The sequence below is a fragment of the Stenotrophomonas sp. C-A genome (genome assembly GCF_054030835.1).
In genome coordinates this window covers 3,045,257-3,069,244 of sequence record NZ_CM132916.1, presented here as the reverse complement: position 1 = coordinate 3,069,244, position 23,988 = coordinate 3,045,257, and the positions used below count along the sequence as shown (strand labels likewise).

Here is a 23,988-nt window from a genome sequence, read left to right as displayed (position 1 = left end):
CCGGGCAGGCGTGCCCTGTAGAGCCGAGCCCACGCTCGGCTGCTCAGGGTAATCCAGCGCCCACGGGCCAGCCGAGCGTAGGCTCGGCTCTACAACACGGCCCAGCGGATGAAACGATCTGGCCCGCGCTCGTCATCCCACGCTGCGGGCAAGGGAGTATCGTTGGCGCAGCCGCCAGCCCGGGAAGCGACACCCTGCCAGCCGCCGCTTCCCTTTCCCCAACTGAAGTAGTGCGGAGTTGATGCAATGAGCAAAGCTGCAAGCAAGGGTTTCAGAATCGAACACGACAGCATGGGCGAGCTGCAGGTGCCTGCGGACGCCCTGTGGGGCGCCCAGACCCAGCGCGCCGTGCAGAACTTCCCGGTGTCGGGCCAGCGCATGCCGCGCGGTTTCATCCGTGCCCTGGGCCTGGTCAAGGGCGCCGCCGCGGGCGTCAACGCCGAGCTGGGCCACCTGCCGAAGAATGTGGCCAAGGCCATCCAGACCGCCGCCGCCGAAGTGGCCGCCGGCAACTGGGACGCGCAGTTCCCGATCGATGTCTACCAGACGGGTTCAGGCACGTCGTCGAACATGAATGCCAATGAGGTCATCGCAACACTGGCCAACCGCGCCGGCAAGGCGGGCAAGACCACCGTGCACCCCAATGACCACGTCAACCAGGGGCAGAGCTCCAACGACGTGATTCCAACCGCGCTGCGCGTGTCGGCGGTGCTGGCGACGCATGAGCAGCTGTTGCCGGCGCTGGTGCACCTGCGCAAGACCCTGGACAAGAAGGGCCGCAGCCTGCGCAAGGTGGTCAAGACCGGCCGTACCCATCTGATGGATGCGATGCCGCTCACCTTCGAGCAGGAGTTCGGCGCGTGGTCAGCGCAGCTGGCTTCGGCGCAGGAGCGCATCGAAGACAGCCTCAAGCGCGTGCGCCGGCTGCCGCTGGGCGGCACCGCCATCGGCACCGGCATCAATGCCGATCCGCGCTTTGGTGCACAGGTGGCCAAGGCGCTGAAGCAGCAGACCGGTTTCAAGTTCGACAGCGCCGAGAACAAGTTCGAAGGCCTGGCCGCGCAGGACGATGCAGTCGAGCTGTCCGGCCAGCTCAATGCGCTGGCGGTGGCGCTGATCAAGATCGCCAATGACCTTCGCTGGATGAACGCCGGTCCGCTGGCCGGGCTGGGCGAGATCGAACTGCCGGCGCTGCAGCCGGGCAGCTCGATCATGCCGGGCAAGGTCAACCCGGTGATTCCGGAAGCGACCGTGATGGCCTGTGCGCAGGTCATCGGCCACCACACCGCGATCACCGTGGCCGGGCAGACCGGTAACTTCCAGCTCAACGTCACGCTGCCGCTGATCGCGGTGAACCTGCTCGATGGCATCGGCCTGCTCGCCAACGTGTCCACCCTGCTGGCGGACAGCGCGATCGCCGGGCTGAAGGTGCGTGAGGATCGCGTGGCCGAGGCGCTGGCGCGTAATCCGATCCTGGTCACCGCATTGAACCCGATCATCGGCTATGAGAAGGCTGCGGCGATTGCCAAGCGTGCCTACAAGGAACAGCGCCCGGTGCTGGACGTGGCACTGGAGGACAGCGGGCTGGCCGAAGCCGAGCTGCGTCGCCTGCTGGACCCGACCGCGCTGACGGCCGGTGGCATCCAGGCCGGTGGCGGTGGTGGCGGTGGTTGATGTGGATTCTGCAATATGTAGAGCCGAGCCCATGCTCGGCTCAGGTTCCAGTCAGTAGCCGAGCATAGGCTCGGCTCTACAAAAGGAAACGCCGCCCTCGGGCGGCGTTTTTCTTCAGCGACGGTCGGCGACGATATTGCCGAAGGTGTCGGTGTAATCCTTGAACTCGGGGATGCGCTGGATCAGGTCCGTCGGAATCACTTCCATGCCCTCGGGCGGCTGGATCTTCACCGGCTGCATGTTGGGATCGGCCGGTGCGGCCACCAGGGTGTTCTGGCGCAGTACCTGCAGCTTGCCGAACATGGTCTGCAGCATCTGCTTCTGTCCGTCATCCAGCGGAATCTGGATCTCGTCCATCTTCATCGTGCCATCGGCGAGGATGATGATGTTCGGCGCGGGCGGGCGACGTACGGTGACCATGCCTTCGCTGACGGAAATCTTGGGCTTGCCGCGCTCGGCACGGTGGTTGCGGTATTCCTGGTCACAGCCGACCAGGCCGAGGCAGAGCAGGGCAGTCAGCAACAGAAACAGCTTCTTCATGACATTCGGTTCGGGGGCGTCCGGGGCCGCCATTGTAAGCCGGACGGCGCACTACGGCCGGCAGCCGGGCGCCGCTGCCGGCCGGGTGCGCTGATCTGTCACAGGCCTAGCGCTGGACCACGGTGTCCTTGCCGCAGTCGTCCACGTCGCCCTGGTCCATGGTCGCGTAGGGCTTGAACGCCGGCAGTTCGCGTGCGAGCGCCTGCTGGCTGGCCAGCATCGCCGGAAGGCGGTCGCAGATGCGCTTGGCCTGGGCTTCGATCTTCTCGGCTTCGGCATTGATGCGCTTTTCGACACCTTCGCTGTCGCCGCTGAAAATGCCCTTCAGCGCTTCGCCGGCCGCGCTGGCACCCAGTTTGGCGCCTGCCAGGCCGACATCCATGCCGTCCATCGCGATGGCGACCACGTGGCCGCGGTAGTCCTGCAGATGGCGGCGCTGGATATCGTTGGCGGCGACCTCCTTGCCCGCGATCAGCAGGCGGCCATCCGGGGTGATCTCCGCACGCGGCTGCTTGTCCGCCGAGATCTTGATGTTGCCCCGGGCGATATCCTTGCGGGCATCGTCCATGGCGTTCTTGACGGTCTCGCCAACGCCACCTGTGGCTTCGGCGACGCTTTTGCCGACGGTCTTGTCGGGCGCGGACGACGTGCCGCCGCAGGCGATCAGCGGCAGGGACAGCAGCACAGCGGGCAACAGGCGCAACAGGTTCATGGTGTTCCCCTGGTAGTGTCTGGAAGAGGGCTACTTGCTGCGCGGCAGAGTGACCCGGCCGCTGACGTTGCGATGATCGACGTCACCGCTGCCGCTGCGGTCGACGGTCAGGGTGCCGCGCACGCCGTCGACGTGGATGTCGCCCGAGCCGTGGCTGCGGACGTGCACATTGCCGCCGATGTCGGCCAGGTCGACGCCGCCGGAGCCGACCACGCCCACTTCAACGCTGCCCTGCACGCGCTTGAACTCGATGTCACCCGAGCCCACGGTGTCCAGCCGCGCGTTGCCACGTACATCGGTGATCTTCAGGTCACCGGAGCCGACGGTACCGGTGCTGGCGTCGCCGCTGATGTTGCGTACGGTGACGTCGCCGGAACCCAGTGACAGCAGGTTCAGGGAGCTGCCGCCATCGATGTTGAGGTCGCCCGAACCCACTGCAGCGTGGATGCTGCCGCGGGTGCCGCGGACCACCGCGTCACCTGAGCCGACGTCCACGCTGAGCGACTGTGCGTTTTCCACGCTGGCATCGCCCGAACCGACCTTGAACTGCAGCGGCAGGTTGTCCGGCACGCTGCCGCGGATATCCAGCCAGGCGTAGCTGTTGCCCAAGCTGATGCCGCTTTGGCGGCCGTCGCGGCGCAGGCTCACCACCAGCTTGTCGCCCACCTTGCGCTGGTCCAGTACCAGCTGGTCCAGCCATTCCTGGCTGGACGCGCAGGCGCGGCCGTCCAGCTGGCCGCCGCCAGCGCTGGCGACCACCTTCAGATCATGCTGGTTGACCTCGAACACCACCGTCTTGGCACCGGCCACGTCCAGCTTCAGCGCGCGGGCAGCAGTGAACTTGCAGTTCGGAGCATCGGCGGCCAGCGCCGACAACGGCAACAGCAACAACGCAGAACAGGCGAGCAGGGAACGCATGGGTAATGCCTCCGGATGGATGGGATCAGATCTCGCCGGCGCGCTTGCGCAGGCGGATGGCAAGGAAGATGAACACTGCACCGACAACGGCGCCGATCCACAGTTCCGGCATCGCCAGCGACTTCAGCTGCGAGGCGGGGGACATCAGGCTGACGACCGAGTCCAGATCGCGGCGCGAGGCTTCGTCGGCGCCGAGGCGATACAGCAGGTCCATGCCGGGTACGCCCCCCAGCAGCAGGCGGCCGACGATGTTCTGCCAGAACCAGCCGGTGGTCAGGCCGAACAGCGGCATCATCTTGGTGGAGCTGACAATGATGCCGGCAAACAGCGGCAGCATCACCGCCCACAGGAACGGCTTGCTCCTGGCCCATGCCGAGCACAGCAGCAGCCAGCCGGCGGTGGGCAGGGCCCACAGGGCATAGACCGGAATCCAGGCCAGATGCCCAGCGGCAAGGGTCAGCGGGCTGGCCGGGCCCCAGATCAGGGTCATCGGGCTGCCACCGTGCAGCAGCGCGACGGCACTGATGATCAGCATGAAGCCGAACATGGTGAGGATGCCGGCGATGACCGCGATCAACGGTGCCACGATCAGTGCGCTGATCACCTTGGACAGCACGGTCTGCGTGTCCGACAGCGGCAACGATTTCCAGAACAGGATGCTGCGGTCGCGGCGATCGTCGTACAGGGCGCCCAGGCAGTAGAAGAACACCACGAAGGCCAGCACCAGGAACGGCCAACTTGAACTGAGCACCAGAGTCAGGTCCAGGCCGTTGCCAAGATCAGCAAGGTCCTTGGCACTGATGTCACGGGTGAGCAGGGCCAGGTTCAGGCCATTGATGTTCACGTTCTCGCCATCGATGTGCAGGCCGCCGTCGCGCGCTGCACGGTTCAGTGCGAAGAGGCCGAAGGCAATGCCGGCGATGCTCATCACCAGCGAGATCAGGCCAGCGATCAACGGGGCATACAGGAAACCGCCGCGGTTCTCCCAGTACTCGCGCTTGAGCAGCCAGCGCAGGGTGCCGATCGGGCTGACGGGGTGGTTGACGGCATTCATGCGTAGGTCCCCTTCATGATGGCGACGAACAGGTCGGCCAGGCCCGGGATGCGGGTCTCGCCGAGGGAGGAAAGCTGGGCGCGCGGCACGCCATCGAACAGCATCACTGTCTTGCCGAACGCCAGGCTGCGCTCGTCGATCGGCTTCAGGGCGCGGGCGGTGTCCAGCTGGTCGGCATTGACCAGCAGCTCGGTGTAGCGCTGGCCGACGTCGTCCATTTCCGCGTCGAGCACGATGCGGCCGTCGCGGATGAACATCACGTCGCTGAGGATGTGCTCGATCTCCTCCACCTGGTGGGTGGTGACGATGATGGTCTTCTGTTCGTCGAAGTAGTCTTCCAGCAGGCGCTGGTAGAACTCCTTGCGGTACAGGATGTCCAGGCCCAGGGTCGGTTCGTCCAGCACCAGGATGCGGGCATCGATGGCCATCACCAGCGCCAGGTGCAGCTGCACGATCATGCCCTTGGACAGTTCGCGCACGCGCTGCTTCGGCTGCAGCTTGGTGTTGGCCAGGAAGCGCTCGCAGCGGGCGCGGTCGAAGCGCGGATGCACGCCGGCGACGAAGTCGATCGCCTCGCGGACCTTCAGCCAGCGCGGCAGTACGGCGACGTCGGCGATGAAGCAGATGTCGTTCATCAGCTCGTCGCGGTGCAGTCGCGGGTCGCGGCCGAGCACGCTCAGTTCACCCTCCACCGAGGTCAGGCCCAGAAGGGCCTTCAGCGCGGTGGTCTTGCCGGCGCCATTGGGCCCGATCAGGCCGACGATACGCCCGCTTGGAATGCTGAAACTGGCATTGTCGAGGGCGACCGTGGTCTTGTAGGCCTTGCGCAGGCCTCGGGCGGTGATGACCGACTCACTTGCAGTGCTATTCATCAGACTTTCCCCTGGGGCAGCAATTCGTCGAGGCTCAGGCCCAGGCGCTGGATGCGCTCCAGAACCGCGGGCCATTCTTCGTTGAGGAAACGGTCGCGCTCGCTGCTGCGCAGCTGCGTGGCCGCCTGTTCGGTCATGAACATGCCCAGGCCGCGGCGCTTCTCGACCAGGCCTTCGTCGGCCAGTTCCTGGTAAGCGCGCGAAACGGTGATGGGGTTGAGTTGATAGTCGGCGGCCACCTGGCGCACCGAAGGCAGGGCATCGCCCGGCTTGAGGATTCCGTCGAGCATCATGGCGATCACGCGCTCCTTCAACTGACGGTAGATGGGAGCGCCGTCGCTCCACTGGATGTCGCTCATATTCAGCTCCGTGGGGTCAGCGGCTGGGCGAACGAGAAGTACGGCATGGACAGCGCGCTGTGCAGCCGACGTGGGGAAGGGGGGGAGGAGGAGGGGGCGTTCCCTGCCGGGGAGGGCGTCGCGTCCTGCGCGCTTTCAGCAGCGGCAGAAGCAGGGGCGGTGGGCGTGGCCCACCAGGCCAGCACGAGCAGGGTCGAAACAGCGACGGCCGCAGGTGCGGTGAGGTTGCGACGGATCCGGACGTTCATGGCTTCCCCCTGTCTCAGGTGACTGGTGTTGTATGCAACTATAACACCGGCACGCCTGGGTGCAACCCCTTGCCGTGCCCAACTGATGGCAGGGGTGGTCAGATTGCTGAAATATCCCTTTATTTGATTGATTTAAAAGGGAAATAAAGCTACGGCAGGGGCCTTCCCGGGGCCGCATTCCATTCAGAGATGTCCATGCTATGTCATCGCTGCGCCATCGATGGCGCCCGGGCAGTACATTCGCCACGCCGCGCAAAGCCCGCAGTGGGCCTGTGCCATCAGGGGCTCCGGAGCCCGGTGCTATAGTTCGGCCGATTCCCGGCCAGCACTGGCCGGGCCTTGTGAATGGCTACCGCGGACCGCCTCTGATGCCCCTGCCGACCGTTTCCCCGTGCCGCCTGCGCGGCCTGTCCCTGCTGGCCCTGATGGTGGCCGGCGCTGCCGGTTCCGCCAGTGCGCTGGCGGCCGACCTGCTCGATCTCGAATACCGGCCGTTGGCCAGCAAGCAGCAGGTGAATCTGCAACAGCGCTATCACGGACAGGTGCTGCTGGTGGTCAACACCGCCAGCAAGTGTGGCTACACGCCGCAGTACGAAGGGCTGGAGGCGCTGCAGAAGCGCTATGCCGGCCGCGGTTTTGCGGTGCTGGGCTTCCCTTCCAATGACTTCAAGGGCCAGGAACCGGGTGACGAGAAGCAGATCCAGGACTTCTGCACCCTGACCTACGGCGTCAAGTTCCCGATGTTCGAGAAGGTGCATGTGGTCGGTACGCAGGCCACGCCGCTGTACCAGCGCTTGACCGCAGCGACCGGCGTTGCGCCGGCCTGGAACTTCCACAAATACCTCGTGGGCCGCGATGGCAAGGTCATCGCCCAGTTCGCCAGCAAGGTGACGCCGGACGATCCGCAGCTGACCGCGGCCATCGACAAGGCGCTGGCGGCAGCCGCCACGCATTGATATCCGGCACGCATGCCTCGACATCGACGGCATGCGTGCGACAATGCTTCTTTTCGCGCCGACGTCGGCGCCCAGACACTTCCAGGAATGCAGCGAATGAAGATGGGAATGCGCGGCGCCGCGGCGTCGGTTCTGATTCTGGCGATGGGCACTTCGGGTGTCGCTCTGTCGCAACAACCGGCTGCCCCCGCAGCCGCCAAGGAGACCGCAACCTTGAATTCCCCCAAGCAGAAGCTCGGCTATGCCATCGGCCTGGACGTGGCCAAGTCGTTCACCCCGATCGCCGAAGAGATCGATGTGGCCGCCCTGCGCACCGCCGTTGAGCGCTCGTTCGAGGGCCTGCAGCCGCAGATCACCCAGGAACAGGCCAAGGCCACCGATGCCGCGCTGCGCCAGGTCGTGATGGCCCGCAGTGGCCAGCAGGTTCCGGGCGTGGCACCGGGTTCGCAGCCGCCGAAGGTCGACCGCGTCAAGGTGTCGCAGATGATCGGTTCCTACTCGGTGGGCCCGTCGCTGGCGCAGCTGAAGGACGATATCGATGTCGCCTCGCTGTTTGACGCGATCAGCACCGGCCTGACCAAGGGCCAGCCGAAGATGACGGAAGCTGACGCGACCGCCACCATTCAGGCCTTCATGGGTGCCAAGCAGGCTGAAATGCAGGCCAAGGCCGCCCAGGCTGCGCAGACCAACCGCACGGAAGGCAACGCATTCCTGGCCAAGAACAAGACCCAGCCGGGCGTGGTGACCACCTCGTCGGGCCTGCAGTACCAGGTGATCCGCCCGGGTAGCGGCGAGCGTCCTCTGCCGAGCAGCAAGGTGCGCGTGAACTACGAAGGCAAGCTGCTCAACGGCACCGTGTTCGACAGTTCCTACGGCCGCCAGCCGGCCGAGTTCGGCCTGGACCAGGTGATCAAGGGCTGGACCGAAGGCGTCGCGCTGATGCCGGTCGGTTCGAAGTACCGCTTCTGGATCCCGGGCGAACTGGCCTACGGCGAGAACGGCACCCCGGGCGGCCCGATCGGCCCGAACGCGACTCTGACGTTCGACGTCGAGCTGCTGGGCGTTCTGCCGTAAGTCATTCAGGAGCGAATACGGATATGCGCGTTGCGATTTTTGGTACCGGTTACGTTGGACTGGTGACCGGTACCTGCCTGGCCGACGCAGGCCACCAGGTGGTCTGCGTGGACATCGATCAGGCCAAGGTCGATGGCCTCAACCAGGGCATCATCCCGATCTATGAGCCGGGCCTTGAGCCGATGGTGAAGGCCAACCATGCCGCCTCGCGGCTGGCGTTCACCACCGATGCGGCGGCCGCCATCGAGCATGGCCAGGTGGTGTTCATCGCCGTTGGCACGCCCCCGGACGAGGATGGCAGCGCCGATCTGCAGTACGTGCTGGCCGTGGCCCGCACCATCGGCCGGCACATGAGCGTGCCGACCGTGGTGGTCAACAAGTCGACGGTGCCGGTCGGCACCGCTGACAAGGTGCGTGCGGCCATCGCTGAAGAGCTGGCCGCGCGGGGCGCGGACATCGCCTTCGACGTGGTGTCCAACCCGGAATTCCTGAAGGAAGGCGACGCAGTCGCCGACTGCATGCGCCCGGACCGCATCATCATCGGTGCGACCAGCGAGGAGTCGGTGGCGGTGATGCGTCGCCTGTACGCGCCGTTCAACCGCAACCACGACCGTGTGGTGGAAATGGACGTGCGCTCGGCCGAGCTGACCAAGTACGCCGCCAACGCGATGCTGGCGACCAAGATTTCGTTCATGAATGAAATCGCCAACATCGCCGAACGCGTGGGTGCCGACGTCGAGCAGGTCCGCCAGGGCATCGGCTCGGACCCGCGCATCGGCTGGCACTTCATCTATCCGGGCGCCGGCTACGGTGGCTCGTGCTTCCCGAAGGACGTGCAGGCACTGGCCCGTACCGCCCAGCAGTATGGCCTGGAGCCGAAGCTGCTCAATGCGGTTGAAGCGGTCAACGATGCACAGAAGGGCCACCTGTTCGCCCTCATCCAGCGCCATTACGACAAGGGCGAGGACGAAGGCGTGCGCGGCAAGACGTTCGCCGTATGGGGCCTGGCCTTCAAGCCGAACACCGACGACATGCGTGAGGCCTCCAGCCGTCGCCTGCTGGCCCAGCTCTGGGAAGGCGGTGCCACGGTGCGTGCCTACGACCCGGAAGCGATGCATGAATCGCAGCGCATCTTCGGTGAGCGCGACGACCTCACGTTCTGCAGCACGGCAGGCGAAGCACTGCAGGGCGCCGATGCACTGGTGGTGGTCACCGAGTGGAAGCAGTTCCGCAGCCCCGACTTCCAGAAGCTGCGCGAGCAGTTGAAGGACGCAGTGGTGTTCGACGGCCGCAACCTGTATGAGCCGAGCGAAGTGGAGGCCGCAGGTCTTGCGTACTACGGCATTGGCCGGGGGCGCTCGTTGCATGTCTGATCTGCCCACTGAACGCGAGCAGGCGCTGGAAGCGCGCCTGGTCGAGCTGGAAATGCGCGTGTCCTTCCAGGAACAGGCGCTGGCCGAACTGAGCGATGCGCTGGCCGACGCCCGCATGCAGGGCATGCGCAACGCCGATGTGCTGCGCGTGCTGCTGGAAGACCTGGGCAAGGTCCGCAACGCACTGAATTCTTCTGATCCGGCGAGCGAACCGCCGCCGCCGCACTACTGATCCGAATCCTATGAGCGATACCCTCCGCGACCAGCTGATGGGCCTGGGCTTCAAGCCCGCGCCCAAGCCCGAGCGCAAGAATGATGGCCCCCGCCGTGATGGCCGCCCGCAGGGCAAGGGTGGCAACGGCAATGGAAAGCCGCAGGGCGCAGGCAAGGGCGAGCACAAGCCCGGCGAGCGTCGCGGGCACGGTCATGGTGGCGCGGGCAAGCCCGGCGGGCATGCGCGCGGTGGCCAGGGACAGCAGGGCCCGCGCAAGCCGCGCAGCGCCGAAGAGATGGACCTGGCCAAGGCCTATGCCATCCGCGCGCAGCGGGAGAAGGAAGAGCGCATCGAGACCGAGCGCCTGAAGCAGGAAGAAGCACGCGTTCGCCGCGAGGCGAAGGCCAAGCTGGAAGAACTGCTGAAGGACAAGAGCCTCAACGCCGAGGCGGCGGACATCGCCCGCCACTTCCCGTATGGCGGCAAGATCAAGCGCATCTACGTGACTGCCGAACAGTTGACCGCGCTCAATGCCGGTGAGCTGGGCGTGGTGCAGCTCAATGGCCGCTACCTGCTGGTGACTGCCGACGTGCTGGCACAGTCCGAAGCGGTGTTCGCCGCCTCGGTGGCGCTGAAGGTCGATCCGGATGCGCCGGGCGAGGAAGATCCGTACGCGGACCCGCAGTACCAGGTGCCGGACGACCTGGTCTGGTAAAGGCGCAACCACTGCGGACGGCACTGTCTCTGCGGTTGGGGGAAAGGGATGACCACTGATCCAAGCCGTGGCTACGTGCCGCACATTGACGGCCTGCGCGCGATTGCCGTACTGGCCGTCATCGTGTTCCACCTTGACCCGGCCTGGTTGCCAGGCGGGTTCACCGGCGTAGACGTGTTCTTCGTCATTTCCGGGTTCGTGGTCAGCGCGTCGGTACACCGGCTGCCGCCGTTGTCGCTGTGGCAGTCGATGCTGCGCTTCTATTCGCGCCGCATCCGTCGCATCGCACCTGCGCTGATCAGCTGCCTGCTGTTGACCGCCGTCGCCAGCGTACTGTTCATTCCCGAGTCCTGGCTCAGCGAGGCCAGTGACAAGACCGGGCTGATGGCATTCTTCGGCTTCAGCAACTGGGTACTGGCGCTGATCGGCAACGATTATTTCGCGCCCAAGGCCGAATTCAATCCCTACACCCATACCTGGTCGCTGGGCGTGGAGGAGCAGTTCTACCTGCTGTTCCCGCTACTGTTCCTGGCCTGGGCGCGCGGCGCGCGCGGGCGTTGGATGAGCCTGGGATTGTTTGCCGTGGTCAGCGCGGCGTCGCTGCTGCATGCGGCGGTGCTGGGCCTGCGCGAGGCACCCCCATCGTGGGCGTTCTACGCCACCACTACGCGGCTGTGGCAACTGGGTGTTGGCGTACTGTTGTTCCAGTTGCTGCACGTGCGCGCATCACTCGATCAAGTGACGGGGGCGGCATTGAAGCGCGCTGCGCCCGTGTTCTCGCTGCTCGCGGTGGTGGCGTTGGCTTTGCTGTGTTGGGCGTTGTGGAGCGCACGGGCCGGCCGTTCACCGTGGCCTGATGGCCTGCTGCCGACCTTTGCATCGGCAGGCCTGCTATGGGCGCTGCATCATCATCCGCAGGCCTGGGTGGCACGCCTGTTGGCCAGCAGGCCGATGCGCACCATTGGCCTGCTGTCGTACTCACTGTATCTGTGGCACTGGCCGGTGTTCGTGCTGATGCGCTGGACCGTGGGCCTGCAGACGCCCCTGCAGATGACCGCTGCAATGGCGCTGGTGCTGCTGCTGTCGTGGGTGTCGTGGCGCTGGGTAGAACAACCGTTCCGGGGTCCCTGGGCGCAGCGTCTGCGCCCGGGGCGCTGGGTGCTGGCAGGTGCGGCTGTGCTGCTGGTCGCGGCCGGCACCCAGACGGTGCTGTACCTGCAGGCACCGTGGATATCACTGAGCACGGTCAGCCGGCATCCGGCCGACTGGTATCCCAACGGCAAGAGCGTGGCAGGCGACTATCCCGATTGTGCACTGGTGACGGACAAGCAGCGCTTCGCTGGCGGCAGCATGCGCACCTATGCCCGTGGAGCCTGCAACCGGCCGCTGCCGGCCGGTACGTCGAAGCGGGTGTTCGTTGCCGGCGATTCGCATGCGATGGCCTACATCGAACTACTGCAGCGACTGGCGCTTGAGACCGGTTCGGAGGTCGTCCTCTATGGCCGTGGTGGATGCCCGCTGGTGAGCCTGCAGAAGTGGCGGGGTGCGGGCGCGGGCTGCGGCGATTTCGATGCGGCGGTGCTCGCCGACATCACGCGGCGTGCGCAGCCCGGTGATGCCGTGGTGCTGGTGTCGCTGCGCATACCGCGCTTGTCCGATCAGTTCATGTTGTTCGATGGGCAGGCGCAGCTGGCGGGCGAGCTGACGCCGGAAGCCACGGCGGGGCGTGAGGCCGAAGTGGTGGAGGCGATCGCCCAATGGCGGCCGTTGGCAGAGCGTGGTGTACGCGTTGTGCTGGAGGCGCCCAAACCGGTGCTGCCGGCGCCGCCGTATCGGTGCTCGGATCGCTTCAATTCACGCAACGAGGTCTGCCGCAATGGCCTGGACAGCACGCGCGAGGCGATGGAAACGTTGCGGGCACCGATGCTGGGCAGCCTGCAGCAGGTGGTCGATGGCCTGCCGGGCGGTGTGCTGTGGGATCCGATGCCGGTGCTGTGCGATGACGTGCTGTGCCCGGCGCAGCGCGATGGCCGGCCGCTGTTCTTCGATGGCGACCACCTCAGCGCGCATGGCAACCGTGTGCTTCTGCCATCGCTGCAGCAGGTACTGCTGCAGCAGTAGGACTGGCGCCGGCGTCAGGCCTCGGAGCGTTTCCGGCGTGCGCGTATCAACGGCAGGCTCAGTGCGAAGAAGCACAGCAATGCGCCGACCAGGGCAAACCCGCTCCCCGCCAGGAATGCGGTGCGGCCATCGTCGATCTTCCACAGCTGGCCGGCAATGAGCGCGCCCAGCACGCCGCCGACACCGGACGAGAAACCGTACAGCAGGCCTTGACCATGGCCGTTGAGGCGGCCCGGGAAATAGGTCGCCAGCATCTGCATCGCTGCCGCGAAGAAAGCAGCAAAGCCAAGCGCATGCGCGGTCTGGGCCAGCAGCATTACCGGCAGGTTCTCCGGGAAGAGCGCGGTGACCGCCCAGCGCAGGCAGGAACTGACCAGCGCGATCAGCAGCATCCAGCTGGCGTCGTAGCGACGGAAGAAGCGGCCGATGGTGAAGAACACGCCGACCTCGAACACCACGCCGATGGTCCACAGCAGGCCGAGCGTGGATGTGCGGTAGCCGTGATGGTCCATGTAGACCGAGAAGAACGTGTAGTACGGTCCGAACGAAAGCTGCTCCATGAAGGCAGCGAGGAAGAACGCGAGTACCGGAGGGCGGCGCACGATCTGCCAGAAGCCGCTGGCGTCGCCTTCGGTCCGGCCGATGCCGCGCGCGTAGTGATTGCTGAAGGCGGAAGCGACCAGCAGGACGAACAGCGGCAGCATCATCCACGGCAGCAGCCCGGCGCGGCTGGCAGTGCCGTCACCTTCGATCAGCCAGCCGAACAGGGTCACGATGGCGATGAAGCCCAGTGAGCCCCAGACCCGGATCAGGCCGTAGCGATGGCTGTCGCTGCCGAGATGGGTGAGGGTGATCGACTCGAACTGCGGCATTACCGCGTTGTAGAAGAAGCAGAACACCACCATTGCCGGATACATCCACGGCTGCGGCAGAGGAAGCAGGAACGCGGCGAAGCTGATCAGGGTCAGCAGGCAGCCGATACGCAGCAGGCGGATCGGCCGTGGCGAGGCCGCCGCCAGCGAGGTCCAGGTGCTGGGCGCAACCACGCGCGTTGCATACCACAGGCCCATCATCACGCTGATCGCGGTCACGCTCATGCCGCGCGCAGTGAGGAACAGGCTCCAGTACGGGGTGAACGCACCGAGTGCTGCGTAGTAGAACAGGTAGAAGCTGGAGAGGCGGGCAACGGGGACAGTCATCGCGGAATGATGAAGCAAAAAGGGGACGGAGGGGATTAAGTCGTTTGGGGCACAAACGACTTAATCCCCTCCGTCCCCTTTCTGTGTCATTCGGGATCGTAGTCGAGGTTGGAGGCCAGCCAGCGCTCGGCCTGGGCGCGGTCCACGCCCTTGCGGCGTGCGTAGTCGCCGACCTGTTCGCGGCTGAGCCGGCCGACCACGAAATACTGGCTCTGCGGGTGGCTGAAGTAGTAACCCGATACCGCTGCGGTGGGCAGCATCGCGAAGCTCTCGGTCAACGCCATGCCGGCGTTCGCTTCGGCCTGCAGCAGGTCGAACAGGCAGCGCTTTTCGCTGTGCTCCGGGCAGGCGGGATAGCCCGGAGCGGGGCGGATACCGCGATACTGCTCGTCGATCAGTGCCTCGTTGTCCAGCGTCTCGGCGTGGTCGTAGCCCCAGAATTCCGTGCGTACGCGCTGGTGCAGCCGCTCGGCCAACGCTTCGGCGAAGCGGTCGGCGAGGGCCTTGAGCAGGATCGCGTTGTAATCGTCATGGTCGGCCTCGAAGCGCGCCACGTGGGCGTCGATGCCGATGCCGGCGGTCACCGCGAAGGCGCCGATCCAGTCCTGCTGGCCGCTGTCGGCCGGCGCGATGAAATCGGCCAGGCAGAAATCGGGGCGCTCGGCCGGCTTGTCCACCTGCTGGCGCAGGAAGTGCAGCGTGGTCTCGCCCTGCGGGTGCTGCACGCGCACGTCGTCGCCGACGCTGTTGGCCGGCCACAGGCCGAACACGGCCTTGGCGGTCAGCCACTTTTCGCCGACGATGCGCTCGAGCATCGCGCGGGCATCCTTGTACAGATCGCTGGCCTGGGTGCCGACGATCTCGTCGGTGAGGATGGCCGGGAACTTGCCGGCCAGCTCCCAGGCTTGGAAGAACGGCGTCCAGTCGATGTAGTCGACCAGTTCGGCCAGCGGGTAGTCGTCGAATACGTGCAGGCCGGGCTGGTTCGGTGCCGGCGGCGTGTAGCTGTCCCATCCTCCCTGGAATTTCTGCCCGCGTGCATGTTCCAGCGTGACCAGGCGCTTGGCATCGCCGCGATTGCGGTGGCGCGCGCGGATCTCGGCATAGTCGGCCTCGTTGGCGGCAACGAAGGCCTCACGCAGGTCACGCGAGATCAGCGACTGGGCCACGCCGACCGCGCGCGAGGCATCTTTCACCCACACCGTGGGGGCCTTGTAATGCGGGTCGATCTTCAGCGCGGTATGCGCACGCGAGGTAGTGGCGCCACCGATCAGCAGCGGCAGTTCGAAGCCCTGGCGCTGCATCTCGCGAGCCACGTGGCTCATCTCCTCCAGCGACGGAGTGATCAGTCCGGACAGGCCGATCAGGTCGGCGTTGTGTTCGCGCGCGGCATCGAGGATCTTCTGTGCCGGCACCATCACGCCAAGGTCGACTACTTCAAAGTTGTTGCAGGCCAGGACCACGCCGACGATGTTCTTGCCGATGTCATGCACATCGCCCTTCACCGTGGCCATGATGATCTTGCCGTTGCTCTTGGCGGTGTCGCCGCTGCGCGCCTTTTCCGCTTCGATGTACGGCAGCAGGTAGGCCACCGCCTTCTTCATCACGCGCGCGGACTTCACCACCTGCGGCAGGAACATCTTGCCGGCGCCGAACAGGTCGCCGACCACGTTCATGCCGTCCATCAGCGGGCCTTCGATCACATCCAGTGGGCGGCTGGAGGCCTGCCGGGCCAGTTCGGTGTCCTCTTCCACATAGGCGTCCAGGCCATGCACCAGCGCGTGCGCCAGGCGCTGCGCCACCGGCTTCTCGCGCCAGGCCAGGTCCTCGGTCTTCGCCGCGCCCTTCTTGCCCTTGTAGCGCTCGGCGATTTCCAGCAGGCGCTCGGTGGCGTCGCTGCGGCGGTTGAGGATCACATCCTCCACGCGCTCGCGCAGTTCCGGCTCCAGCTCGTCGTAGATCGGCATGGCGCCGGCGTTGACGATGCCCATGTCCATGCCGGCGGCGATGGCGTGGTACAGGAACACCGAGTGGATGGCCTGGCGTACCGTTTCGTTGCCACGGAACGAGAACGACACGTTGGAGACACCGCCGGACACATGGCAGTGCGGCAGCGTCTGCTTGATGATGCGGGTGGCTTCGATGAAGTCCACTGCATAGTTGTCGTGCTCTTCGATACCGGTGGCGACGGCGAAGATGTTCGGGTCGAAGATGATGTCCTGTGGCGGGAAACCGATCTCGTCGACGAGGATGCGGTAGGCGCGGGTGCAGATCTCGACCTTGCGCGCGCAGGTATCGGCCTGCCCGCTTTCATCGAAAGCCATCACCACCGCGGCGGCGCCATAGCGCAGGACCTTGCGTGCGTGTTCGCGGAACAGTGCCTCGCCTTCCTTCAGCGAGATCGAGTTGACCACGCTCTTGCCCTGCAGGCATTTCAGGCCGGCCTCGATCACGCTCCACTTGGAGGAGTCGACCATCACCGGGATGCGCGCGATGTCCGGCTCGGACATGATCAGGTTGAGGTAGCGGGTCATCGCCGCTTCCGAATCGATCAGGCCCTCGTCCATGTTGACGTCGAGGATCTGCGCGCCGCTGGCCACCTGCTGGCGGGCCACGTCCACCGCCTCCTCGTAGCGGCCTTCCTTGACCAGCTTGCGGAACTGCGCGCTGCCGGTGACGTTGGTGCGTTCGCCGACGTTGATGAACAGCAGGTCCGGGGTAATGACCAGCGGTTCCAGGCCGGACAGGCGGGTGTAGGGCGAGGTGCTCATGCGGCCTGCTGCTCCTGGGAACCGGGCAGGGCGCGCGGCGGCAGCCCGGCCACGACCTCGGCAATCGCACGGATATGGTCGGGGGTGGAACCGCAGCAGCCGCCGACCAGGTTCAGCAGGCCATCTTCGGCGAAGCCTCGCAGGGTACTGGCCATGTCCTCCGGCGTTTCGTCGTACTCGCCGAAGGCATTGGGCAGGCCGGCATTGGGGTGTGCGCTGACGTAGCAGCCGGCGACCTGTGCAAGGGTTTCCACGTGCGGGCGCATGGCATCGGCACCCAGCGCGCAGTTCAGTCCGATCGACAGCGGTCGTGCATGCGCCAGCGAGGCATGGAAGGCTTCCGCTGTCTGCCCGGACAGGGTGCGTCCGGACGCGTCGGTGATGGTGCCGGAGATCATCACCGGCAAGCGCGCGCCACGCGCATCAAACGCCTCTTCCAACGCATACAGCGCCGCCTTGGCGTTGAGCGTGTCGAAGATGGTCTCGACCATGAGGGTGTCGGCACCGCCGTCGATCAGGCCCTCGATCGCTTCGCGATAGGTGTCGCGCAGCTCGTCGAAGCTGGTGTTGCGGAAGCCCGGATCGTTGACGTCGGGACTGATCGAGGCGGTGCGGCTGGTCGGCCCGATCACCCCGATCACGAAGCGCGGCTTGCCCGGCGTGGTCGCAGCCACTGCATCACAGCAGGTTCGCGCAACCGCGGCACCGGCCTTGTTCAATTCGTACACCAGGTGTTCGAGGTGGTAGTCGGCCTGGCTGACCGACGTGGCGTTGAAGGTGTTGGTCTCGACCAGATCCGCGCCCGCTTCCAGGTAGGCGGTGTGGATGTCGGCGACGATCTGCGGTCGGGTCAGCAGCAGCAGATCGTTGTTGCCCTTCAGGTCATGGCCTTCCGGTGTCGCGTGATCGCAGCCGGGGCCATGCAGATGGTCGTAGCCATCGGCGAAGCGCTCGCCACGGTAATCGTCTTCCTGCAGGCCATGGCGCTGGATCATCGTACCCATCGCGCCGTCGATGATCAGGATCCGCTCGCGCAGGGCGTCGAGCAGGGCGTTGGCACGATCAGGATGCAACCAGGGCAGGGCAGGCATGGCGGTCTCGGGCTCAGGGCTTGTTGGCGATCAGCGAAATCACTTCGAAGTGCGGCGGACGCTTTTCGCGGGTGACTGTCTCCAAGCTGGACACCTGCAGGCCGGCCTTGTCGACGAACCTGCGCAGTTCCTTGTCACTGAAACCGAGGTTGACGTGGCCGTAAGCCTCTACTGCTGCCTTGTGCTCGTGTCGGGCGAGGCTGCACAGCAGCAGGCGGCCACCGGGGCGCAGCACGCGTGCGGCTTCGGTCACCGCCTGCGCCGGTTTGCTGGCGTAGGTCAGCGCATGCATCAGCACCACCAGGTCGAAGCTGCCGTCCTTGAACGGCAGGGCATGCATGTCGCCCTCGCGCACTTCCACATTGGGCAGGCGGCGCAGGCGCTCGCTGGCGGCGGCGACCACGCGTGCGCTGGTGTCGATGCAGATGTAGCGCTTGGCATGCGGGGCCACCAGTTCGGCCAGCACGCCGTCGCCGGAGGCAATGTCCAGCACGTCGCCAGTTTCCAGCAGTGGCAGCGCGGTGCGCGCAAGGGCCTCCCAGGTCCGGCCTGGAGAGTAGTGGCGCTCCATGTCGCCGGCCACGCTGTCGGCCCAGTTCTGGTCGGAGGCGCGGTGGGCCAGCACGGCGGCGACGCGTTCGGCGTCCTGGCGCAGCAGCGGGTCGTCGCTTCCGTTGCTCAAGGCATGCCACAATGCACGCTGCGCCGGGTCCAGCTGGGCCTCGTCGAAGCGGTAATAGGCCGACACGCCGGCACGGCGGTCGCGAACCAGGCCGGCTTCCTTCAGGCGCGCCAGATGGGTGGACACCCGCGGCTGTGCCAGCCGGGTGATCGCCGACAGTTCGGCCACGGTCAGTTCCTCCTGCTCCAGCAGCGCCAGCAGGCGCACGCGGGTCGCATCGGCGAACACCTTCAGGCGGGTCGACCAGTCTTCAAGATCCATAAATATCTACCTATCGCGATATAGAGATATATTCGCTGAGAAGGCCTGCCGCGGTCAAGTCGCTGGCGTACGGAAACCGCCGGGCCCCGGTACAATCGGGGCACCTGGGCGCGCCGTATGTGGCCCATAACTTCATGTACCCGGGAGGGTGTTGTGGATTTCAGCTTTACCGAAGAGCAGTTGATGCTGCAGGACGTGGCGCGGCGGATCGCGCAGGAGAAGATCGCTCCGAGCGCGGAGCACCATGACCGTACCGGCGAGTTCCCGCTGGACAACATCCGCCTGCTCGGCGAGAACGGCCTGATGGGCATCGAAGTGCCAACCGAATACGGTGGCGCGGGGATGGACCCGGTTGCGTACGTGCTGGCGATGGTGGAGGTCGCCGCCGCCGACGCAGCCCATTCGACCATCATGTCGGTCAACAATTCGCTGTTCTGCAACGGCATTCTGACCCATGGTACCGAGCAGCAGAAGCAGACCTACGTGCGTGCCATCGCCGAAGGTACGGCCATCGGTGCGTTCGCGCTGACCGAGCCACAGTCGGGTTCGGATGCGACCGCCATGCGCTGCCGCGCGGTGAAGCAGGCCGACGGCACCTTCGTGATCAACGGCAAGAAGAGCTGGATCACCTCCGGCCCGGTGGCCAAGTACATCGTGCTGTTCGCGATGAGCGAGCCGGACAAGGGCGCGCGTGGTATCACCGCCTTCATCATCGATACCGACAAGGCGGGTTTCGGCCGCGGCAAGACCGAGCCGAAGCTGGGCATCCGTGCTTCGGCCACCTGCGAGATCGAGTTCAACGATTATGTGGCGCAGGCTGAGGACGTGCTGGGCCGAGAAGGCGAGGGCTTCAAGATCGCCATGAGCGTGCTGGACGCAGGCCGTATCGGCATCGCTTCGCAGGCCATCGGCATCGCCCGTGCCGCCTATGAAGCGACCCTGGAATACGTGAAGGAGCGCAAGGCATTCGGCGCAGCCATCGGTACCTTCCAGATGACCCAGGCCAAGATCGCCGACATGAAGTGCAAGCTGGACGCAGCGCTGCTGCTGACCTTGCGCGCCGCATGGGTGAAGGGTCAGGGCAAGCGTTTCAGCACCGAAGCCGCGGTGGCCAAGCTGACCGCTTCGGAAGCAGCGATGTGGATCACCCACCAGGCGGTGCAGATCCATGGCGGCATGGGCTATTCGAAGGAAATGCCGCTGGAGCGCTACTTCCGTGATGCCAAGATCACCGAGATCTACGAAGGTACCTCGGAAATCCAGCGTTTGGTGATCGCCCGCAACGAGACCGGGCTGCGCTGAGTGGTCGTGGCCGCGCCGCCGGTCTGGCGGCGCGGCAGTAGATCCACGCCATGCGCGGATGCGCTGTTCTCTGGCCGCCTGTAGAGCCGAGCCCATGCTCGGCTCCGGTACAAGCAGCCGAGCATGGGCTCGGCTCTACAGAGCGGCAACCTGCGCATCGCCATACATTTCATTCTGCGGCGCCCTTCCAAAGCCCCGCTACAATGCAGGCCGTTTTTTTCATGGGTCTGCACGATGATCTATCGCGGTTGGGGTTTCATGACGCTGGTGACGCCGATTGCAGCGATCCTGCTGCTGGCGTACTTCTTTCCGCATGATGGCCCCAAAGGCAACATTCCGTTGCAGCAGGTGCTGTTGGGTGCAGGCATCGGCGCAGCCGTGAACGTGCTACTGGGCCTGTGGCTCAATCGCGTGCCCCGGCAGAAGGGCGAAGCCGCGCCCCATCATTTCTTCTTCGTGCCGATGCAGTGGGTGGCCTTGGTGATCGTGGCAGTATGCGCGGTGGTTGCGCTGCTGCGCTGAGACGTTACCCTGGTGAGCGCCAACCAAGGTTGGCGGCTACCGGGCCTGTCGTCGCTCTGGTAGATGCCAACCTTGGTTGGCATGCATTCAAAAGCGGCAAGAAAAAAGGCCCCGGATCGCTCCGGGGCCTTTCTCGTTTCAGCTCACTGCCGGATCAACGATCCGGACGGTGTGCAGCATCCGCGTCGCGCTGGCGCTCCATGAATTCCTTGGAGGATTCATCCAGCTTGTCGCCCAGCATGCGGCGCACGACCACGAAGAACACCGGGATCATCAGCAGGCCGAGCAGGGTGGCGAACAGCATGCCGCCGATCACGCCGGTACCGATGGCGTGGCGGGAGTTGGCGCCGGCACCAGTGGAGATCGCCATCGGGATCACGCCCATGATGAACGCGAACGAGGTCATCAGGATCGGTCGGAAACGCAGGCGTGCCGCCTCGATGGTGGCATCACGCAGGGTCTTGCCTGCTGCGCGCTGCTCCACCGCGAACTCGACGATCAGGATCGCGTTCTTCGCGGCCAGGCCGATCACGGTGATCAGGCCGATCTTGAAGAACAGATCGTTGGGCAGGCCACGCAGCATGGACAGGCCGAGGGCGCCGAGCACGCCCAGCGGCACCACCAGCAGCACCGCCACCGGGATCGACCAGCTTTCATACAACGCGGCCAGGCACAGGAACACCACTACGATCGACAGCACCAGCAGCAGCGTCGCCGCGTTGCCGGCCAGGATTTCCTGGTAGGACATGCCCGACCAGTCGTAGCCGAAGCCGGCCGGCAGATCGTCGTTGACGATGCCTTCCATGGTCTGCATCGCCTCACCCGAGCTGGTGCCCGGTGCCTGCGAGCCGACGATGTTGATCGCCGAGTAGCCGTTGTAGCGGCTCAGCGACGGCGGCGCCGACACCCATTCGGACTTGACCACCGTGTTGAGCGGGATCATCGCGTTGGTGCCATCGGCATTGGTGGTCAGGCTGGACGGGCTGTAGAAGCTCTTCAGCGACTCCTGGCCGGTGCGGTACGGGCCATCAGCCTGCATGGTCACGCGCTTGATGCGGCCTTCGTAGAAGAAGTCGTTCACGTACACCGGGGCCAGCATCAGCTGGATGGTGCTGTACACGTCCGACACCGACATGCCCATCGACTGCGCCTGCACGCGGTCCACGTGCAGCTGCAGCTGCGGCGCGTTTTCCAGGCCGTTCGGGCGCACGCCGACCAGGTGGTCCGGCTTCTGCGCGGCCTGGCCGAGCAGGATGTTGCGGGCCTGGGTCAGCTGTTCGTAACCGGCACCGCTACGGTCCTGCAGCCACATATCGAAGCCGCCGAACTGGCCAAGGCCCTGCACGGTGGGCAGGTTGACCACGAAGATCTGCGCTTCCTTGATGCCGTAGAACGCGCCGTTCATGTTCTGGATGAACTCGGGCGCGGTGAACTTGCGTTCCTCCCACGGCTTCAGGCGGATGAAGCCCATGCCCACGTTCTCGCCGGAACCGACGAAGCTGAAACCGGCCACCTGCAGCATGCCTTCATAGCCATCCTGCTTTTCCAGGATGCCACGCATCTGCGCGAACACTTCGTTGGTCTGGCCCTTGGTCGAGCCCGGCGGCAGCTGCACGATCGCCAGCGCATAGCCCTGGTCTTCTTCCGGCAGGAAGCTGCCCGGCATGCGGGTGAACAGGAAGCCGCACAGTGCGGTCAGTACCACGAACAGGATCATCCAGCGCGGCGCATGGCGCACTGCCGAGGTGATGTGGCCCACATAGGTGTGGCTGATCTTGTCGTAGTACTTGTTGAAGGTGCGGTAGATGATGTTCGGGTTGTCGTTGTGCGTCGGCTTGAGGAAGGTCGCGCACAGCGCCGGGGTGAAGCCCAGGGCCAGGAATGCCGAGAACGCCATCGAGATGGCGATGGTCAGCGCGAACTGCTTGTAGATCTCACCGGCGGCGCCGCCCTGCAGGGCGGACGGGATGAACACCGCAGCCAGCACGACGGTGATCGCCACCACCGCGCCGGTGATCTGGGTCATCGCCTTCTGCGTGGCCGGCTTCGGCGCCAGGCCTTCCTCGGTCATGATGCGTTCGACGTTCTCGATCACCACGATCGCGTCATCGACCACGATGCCGATCGCCAGCACCATCGCGAACAGGGTCAGCTGGTTGATCGTGAAGCCGATCATCCACATGCCCAGGAAGGTACCGAGCAGGGCCACCGGGATGACCAGGGTCGGGATCAGGGTGGCGCGGAAGTTCTGCAGGAAGATCAGCATCACCAGGAACACCAGGAACACTGCCTCGAACAGTGTCTTGACCACTTCCTGGATCGAGATCTTGACGAAGGTGGTGCTGTCGTACGGCGAGAACCAGGTCACCCCAGACGGGAAGCTGGGCTGCAGCTCGTCCATCTTGGCGCGCACCGCATCGGCCACGTTCAGGGCATTGGCGCCCGGCAGCAGCTGGATGGCGAAGGCGCCGGTCGGCTTGCCGTTGTACTGGGTGTCGAAGCCGTAGTTGTTGGCACCGAAGGCAACACGGGCGATGTCCTTCATCAGTACCCGCGAGCCGTCAGGATTCGCGCGCAGGATGATGTTCTCGAACTCCTGCGGCGAACTGAAGCGGCCTTCGGCCGAGACCGTGGCGGTAAAGTGCTGGCCTTCCGGCGACGGGTCCGAACCCAGCGCACCGGCGGCGAACTGCACGTTCTGTGCGCGCACCGCGGCCAGCACCTGGCTGGCCGACAGTCCGTAGCCCTGCATCTTTTCCGGGTTGAGCCAGATGTTCATGGCGTACTCGGAACCGAACTGCTGGGTGCTGCCGACGCCGGGGATACGCGAGACCTGGTCGAGCACGCGCGAGCCGACGATGTCGTTCAGGGCATCACGGTTGATGGCCGGCGTGTCGGACTGCAGCGCGATGACCATCAGGAAGCCGGCGTTGGCCTTGGCCACCACCACGCCCTGCTGGGTCACTTCCGAAGGCAGGCGTGGCGTGGCCAGCGAGACCTTGTTCTGCACCTGCACCTGGGCGATGTCCGGATCGGTACCGGTCTCGAAGGTCAGGGTGATCTGCGCACGGCCGTTGGACGCGGACGAGGAGCTGAAGTACAGCAGATGATCGATACCGGTCAGCTGCTGCTCGATCACCTGGGTGACCGATTTTTCCGTGGTGTCGGCACTGGCACCCGGGTAGGTCGCCGAGACGGTGACCTGCGGCGGGGCGATGTTGGGATAGGACTCCACGCCCAGGTTGAGGATCGCGATCACGCCGCTGAGCGAGATCAGGATCGCAACCACCCAGGCGAAGACTGGATGTTCGATGAAAAATTTAGGCATGA

At 65.4% G+C, this 23,988-nt stretch carries 21 protein-coding genes; 9 read left to right on the top strand and 12 right to left on the bottom strand.

Going from position 1 to position 23,988, the window contains the following annotated elements; translation table 11 throughout:
- Positions 1 to 246 precede the first annotated feature (246 nt).
- Entirely contained in the window at positions 247 to 1,674 is a 1,428-nt protein-coding gene (locus tag ACW5IY_RS14455; protein WP_197638513.1) for a class II fumarate hydratase, read from the top strand.
- Between the two features lie 114 nt (positions 1,675 to 1,788).
- Here the strand turns inward: ACW5IY_RS14455 and ACW5IY_RS14450 are convergent, their stop codons facing one another.
- The 7 genes from ACW5IY_RS14450 to ACW5IY_RS14420 all read right to left on the bottom strand — a co-directional run bounded on the left by ACW5IY_RS14450 (position 1,789) and on the right by ACW5IY_RS14420 (position 6,377).
- The gene (locus ACW5IY_RS14450) at positions 1,789 to 2,214 is read right to left on the bottom strand and encodes a hypothetical protein (protein ID WP_010480403.1); all 426 of its coding nucleotides are present in this window, start codon (positions 2,212 to 2,214) and stop codon (positions 1,789 to 1,791) included.
- 106 nt (positions 2,215 to 2,320) lie between these two features.
- Positions 2,321 to 2,926 (bottom strand): YggN family protein, encoded by a 606-nt coding sequence (locus ACW5IY_RS14445; RefSeq protein WP_049436767.1) that lies wholly within the window; start codon positions 2,924 to 2,926, stop codon positions 2,321 to 2,323.
- A 30-nt stretch (positions 2,927 to 2,956) separates the two neighbouring features.
- Entirely contained in the window at positions 2,957 to 3,844 is an 888-nt protein-coding gene (locus tag ACW5IY_RS14440) for a DUF4097 family beta strand repeat-containing protein (RefSeq protein ID WP_049436766.1), read from the bottom strand.
- Positions 3,845 to 3,869: 25 nt separating this feature from the next.
- Positions 3,870 to 4,898 (bottom strand): ABC-2 transporter permease, encoded by a 1,029-nt coding sequence (locus ACW5IY_RS14435; protein ID WP_049436765.1) that lies wholly within the window; start codon positions 4,896 to 4,898, stop codon positions 3,870 to 3,872.
- Positions 4,895 to 5,770 (bottom strand): ABC transporter ATP-binding protein, encoded by an 876-nt coding sequence (locus tag ACW5IY_RS14430; RefSeq protein WP_019337360.1) that lies wholly within the window; start codon positions 5,768 to 5,770, stop codon positions 4,895 to 4,897. Before ACW5IY_RS14430 ends, ACW5IY_RS14435 begins: the two co-directional genes overlap by 4 nt.
- Entirely contained in the window at positions 5,770 to 6,129 is a 360-nt protein-coding gene (locus tag ACW5IY_RS14425) for a GntR family transcriptional regulator (RefSeq protein ID WP_006453095.1), read from the bottom strand. Before ACW5IY_RS14425 ends, ACW5IY_RS14430 begins: the two co-directional genes overlap by 1 nt.
- 2 nt (positions 6,130 to 6,131) lie before the next feature.
- A complete protein-coding gene (locus tag ACW5IY_RS14420) occupies positions 6,132 to 6,377 on the bottom strand; it encodes a hypothetical protein (protein WP_100049990.1) in 246 nt (81 codons plus the stop codon).
- A 368-nt stretch (positions 6,378 to 6,745) separates the two neighbouring features.
- Between ACW5IY_RS14420 and ACW5IY_RS14415 the strand changes: the two genes are divergently transcribed.
- The 6 genes from ACW5IY_RS14415 to ACW5IY_RS14390 all read left to right on the top strand — a co-directional run bounded on the left by ACW5IY_RS14415 (position 6,746) and on the right by ACW5IY_RS14390 (position 12,830).
- Entirely contained in the window at positions 6,746 to 7,333 is a 588-nt protein-coding gene (locus ACW5IY_RS14415; RefSeq protein WP_019337359.1) for a glutathione peroxidase, read from the top strand.
- 96 nt (positions 7,334 to 7,429) lie between these two features.
- Positions 7,430 to 8,407 carry an FKBP-type peptidyl-prolyl cis-trans isomerase N-terminal domain-containing protein gene (locus ACW5IY_RS14410; RefSeq protein WP_010480420.1) on the top strand — a complete coding sequence of 326 codons (978 nt, stop codon included), beginning with the start codon at positions 7,430 to 7,432 and terminating at the stop codon, positions 8,405 to 8,407.
- Positions 8,408 to 8,430: 23 nt separating this feature from the next.
- On the top strand, positions 8,431 to 9,780 hold the full coding sequence (locus ACW5IY_RS14405) for a UDP-glucose dehydrogenase family protein (RefSeq protein ID WP_049436764.1): 1,350 nt from the start codon (positions 8,431 to 8,433) through the stop codon (positions 9,778 to 9,780).
- Positions 9,773 to 10,012, top strand: coding sequence for a SlyX family protein (locus ACW5IY_RS14400; protein ID WP_019660397.1), 240 nt, complete (start codon positions 9,773 to 9,775; stop codon positions 10,010 to 10,012). Before ACW5IY_RS14405 ends, ACW5IY_RS14400 begins: the two co-directional genes overlap by 8 nt.
- Before the next feature lie 10 nt (positions 10,013 to 10,022).
- Positions 10,023 to 10,709, top strand: a complete 687-nt coding sequence (locus tag ACW5IY_RS14395) for a DUF2058 domain-containing protein (RefSeq protein ID WP_049436763.1) — start codon at positions 10,023 to 10,025, stop codon at positions 10,707 to 10,709.
- Positions 10,710 to 10,757: 48 nt separating this feature from the next.
- Positions 10,758 to 12,830, top strand: a complete 2,073-nt coding sequence (locus ACW5IY_RS14390; RefSeq protein ID WP_049436762.1) for an acyltransferase family protein — start codon at positions 10,758 to 10,760, stop codon at positions 12,828 to 12,830.
- Between the two features lie 14 nt (positions 12,831 to 12,844).
- Here the strand turns inward: ACW5IY_RS14390 and ACW5IY_RS14385 are convergent, their stop codons facing one another.
- From ACW5IY_RS14385 to ACW5IY_RS14370, 4 genes are all read right to left on the bottom strand, one after another.
- Positions 12,845 to 14,029, bottom strand: a complete 1,185-nt coding sequence (locus ACW5IY_RS14385; RefSeq protein ID WP_049436761.1) for an MFS transporter — start codon at positions 14,027 to 14,029, stop codon at positions 12,845 to 12,847.
- Between the two features lie 86 nt (positions 14,030 to 14,115).
- Positions 14,116 to 16,800 carry a methionine synthase gene (gene metH / locus ACW5IY_RS14380; RefSeq protein WP_019337353.1) on the bottom strand — a complete coding sequence of 895 codons (2,685 nt, stop codon included), beginning with the start codon at positions 16,798 to 16,800 and terminating at the stop codon, positions 14,116 to 14,118.
- The gene (locus ACW5IY_RS14375) at positions 16,797 to 17,891 is read right to left on the bottom strand and encodes a homocysteine S-methyltransferase family protein (RefSeq protein ID WP_049436760.1); all 1,095 of its coding nucleotides are present in this window, start codon (positions 17,889 to 17,891) and stop codon (positions 16,797 to 16,799) included. Before ACW5IY_RS14375 ends, metH begins: the two co-directional genes overlap by 4 nt.
- Before the next feature lie 13 nt (positions 17,892 to 17,904).
- Positions 17,905 to 18,834, bottom strand: coding sequence for an ArsR/SmtB family transcription factor (locus ACW5IY_RS14370; RefSeq protein ID WP_010480432.1), 930 nt, complete (start codon positions 18,832 to 18,834; stop codon positions 17,905 to 17,907).
- Positions 18,835 to 18,987: 153 nt separating this feature from the next.
- On the opposite strand from ACW5IY_RS14370, the gene ACW5IY_RS14365 reads away from it, so the two are divergent.
- Both ACW5IY_RS14365 and ACW5IY_RS14360 read left to right on the top strand, forming a co-directional pair.
- Positions 18,988 to 20,136, top strand: a complete 1,149-nt coding sequence (locus tag ACW5IY_RS14365; protein WP_049436759.1) for an acyl-CoA dehydrogenase family protein — start codon at positions 18,988 to 18,990, stop codon at positions 20,134 to 20,136.
- Positions 20,137 to 20,370: 234 nt separating this feature from the next.
- Positions 20,371 to 20,658: a hypothetical protein gene (locus ACW5IY_RS14360; protein ID WP_049436758.1), complete on the top strand. Its 288-nt coding sequence runs from the start codon at positions 20,371 to 20,373 to the stop codon at positions 20,656 to 20,658.
- Positions 20,659 to 20,812: 154 nt separating this feature from the next.
- Here ACW5IY_RS14360 and ACW5IY_RS14355 read toward each other — a convergent pair whose 3' ends face one another.
- Positions 20,813 to 23,986: a multidrug efflux RND transporter permease subunit gene (locus tag ACW5IY_RS14355; protein WP_049436757.1), complete on the bottom strand. Its 3,174-nt coding sequence runs from the start codon at positions 23,984 to 23,986 to the stop codon at positions 20,813 to 20,815.
- Positions 23,987 to 23,988: the final 2 nt, after the last annotated feature.

Bases quoted from the DNA above. Each gene is read 5' to 3' on its own strand.
- ACW5IY_RS14455 (WP_197638513.1), top strand. From the start codon at position 247: ATGAGCAAAGCTGCAAGCAAGGGTTTCAGAATCGAACACGACAGCATG.
- ACW5IY_RS14450 (WP_010480403.1), bottom strand. From the start codon at position 2,214: ATGAAGAAGCTGTTTCTGTTGCTGACTGCCCTGCTCTGCCTCGGCCTG.
- ACW5IY_RS14445 (WP_049436767.1), bottom strand. From the start codon at position 2,926: ATGAACCTGTTGCGCCTGTTGCCCGCTGTGCTGCTGTCCCTGCCGCTG.
- ACW5IY_RS14440 (WP_049436766.1), bottom strand. From the start codon at position 3,844: ATGCGTTCCCTGCTCGCCTGTTCTGCGTTGTTGCTGTTGCCGTTGTCG.
- ACW5IY_RS14435 (WP_049436765.1), bottom strand. From the start codon at position 4,898: ATGAATGCCGTCAACCACCCCGTCAGCCCGATCGGCACCCTGCGCTGG.
- ACW5IY_RS14430 (WP_019337360.1), bottom strand. From the start codon at position 5,770: ATGAATAGCACTGCAAGTGAGTCGGTCATCACCGCCCGAGGCCTGCGC.
- ACW5IY_RS14425 (WP_006453095.1), bottom strand. From the start codon at position 6,129: ATGAGCGACATCCAGTGGAGCGACGGCGCTCCCATCTACCGTCAGTTG.
- ACW5IY_RS14420 (WP_100049990.1), bottom strand. From the start codon at position 6,377: ATGAACGTCCGGATCCGTCGCAACCTCACCGCACCTGCGGCCGTCGCT.
- ACW5IY_RS14415 (WP_019337359.1), top strand. From the start codon at position 6,746: ATGCCCCTGCCGACCGTTTCCCCGTGCCGCCTGCGCGGCCTGTCCCTG.
- ACW5IY_RS14410 (WP_010480420.1), top strand. From the start codon at position 7,430: ATGAAGATGGGAATGCGCGGCGCCGCGGCGTCGGTTCTGATTCTGGCG.
- ACW5IY_RS14405 (WP_049436764.1), top strand. From the start codon at position 8,431: ATGCGCGTTGCGATTTTTGGTACCGGTTACGTTGGACTGGTGACCGGT.
- ACW5IY_RS14400 (WP_019660397.1), top strand. From the start codon at position 9,773: ATGTCTGATCTGCCCACTGAACGCGAGCAGGCGCTGGAAGCGCGCCTG.
- ACW5IY_RS14395 (WP_049436763.1), top strand. From the start codon at position 10,023: ATGAGCGATACCCTCCGCGACCAGCTGATGGGCCTGGGCTTCAAGCCC.
- ACW5IY_RS14390 (WP_049436762.1), top strand. From the start codon at position 10,758: ATGACCACTGATCCAAGCCGTGGCTACGTGCCGCACATTGACGGCCTG.
- ACW5IY_RS14385 (WP_049436761.1), bottom strand. From the start codon at position 14,029: ATGACTGTCCCCGTTGCCCGCCTCTCCAGCTTCTACCTGTTCTACTAC.
- metH (WP_019337353.1), bottom strand. From the start codon at position 16,800: ATGAGCACCTCGCCCTACACCCGCCTGTCCGGCCTGGAACCGCTGGTC.
- ACW5IY_RS14375 (WP_049436760.1), bottom strand. From the start codon at position 17,891: ATGCCTGCCCTGCCCTGGTTGCATCCTGATCGTGCCAACGCCCTGCTC.
- ACW5IY_RS14370 (WP_010480432.1), bottom strand. From the start codon at position 18,834: ATGGATCTTGAAGACTGGTCGACCCGCCTGAAGGTGTTCGCCGATGCG.
- ACW5IY_RS14360 (WP_049436758.1), top strand. From the start codon at position 20,371: ATGATCTATCGCGGTTGGGGTTTCATGACGCTGGTGACGCCGATTGCA.
- ACW5IY_RS14355 (WP_049436757.1), bottom strand. From the start codon at position 23,986: ATGCCTAAATTTTTCATCGAACATCCAGTCTTCGCCTGGGTGGTTGCG.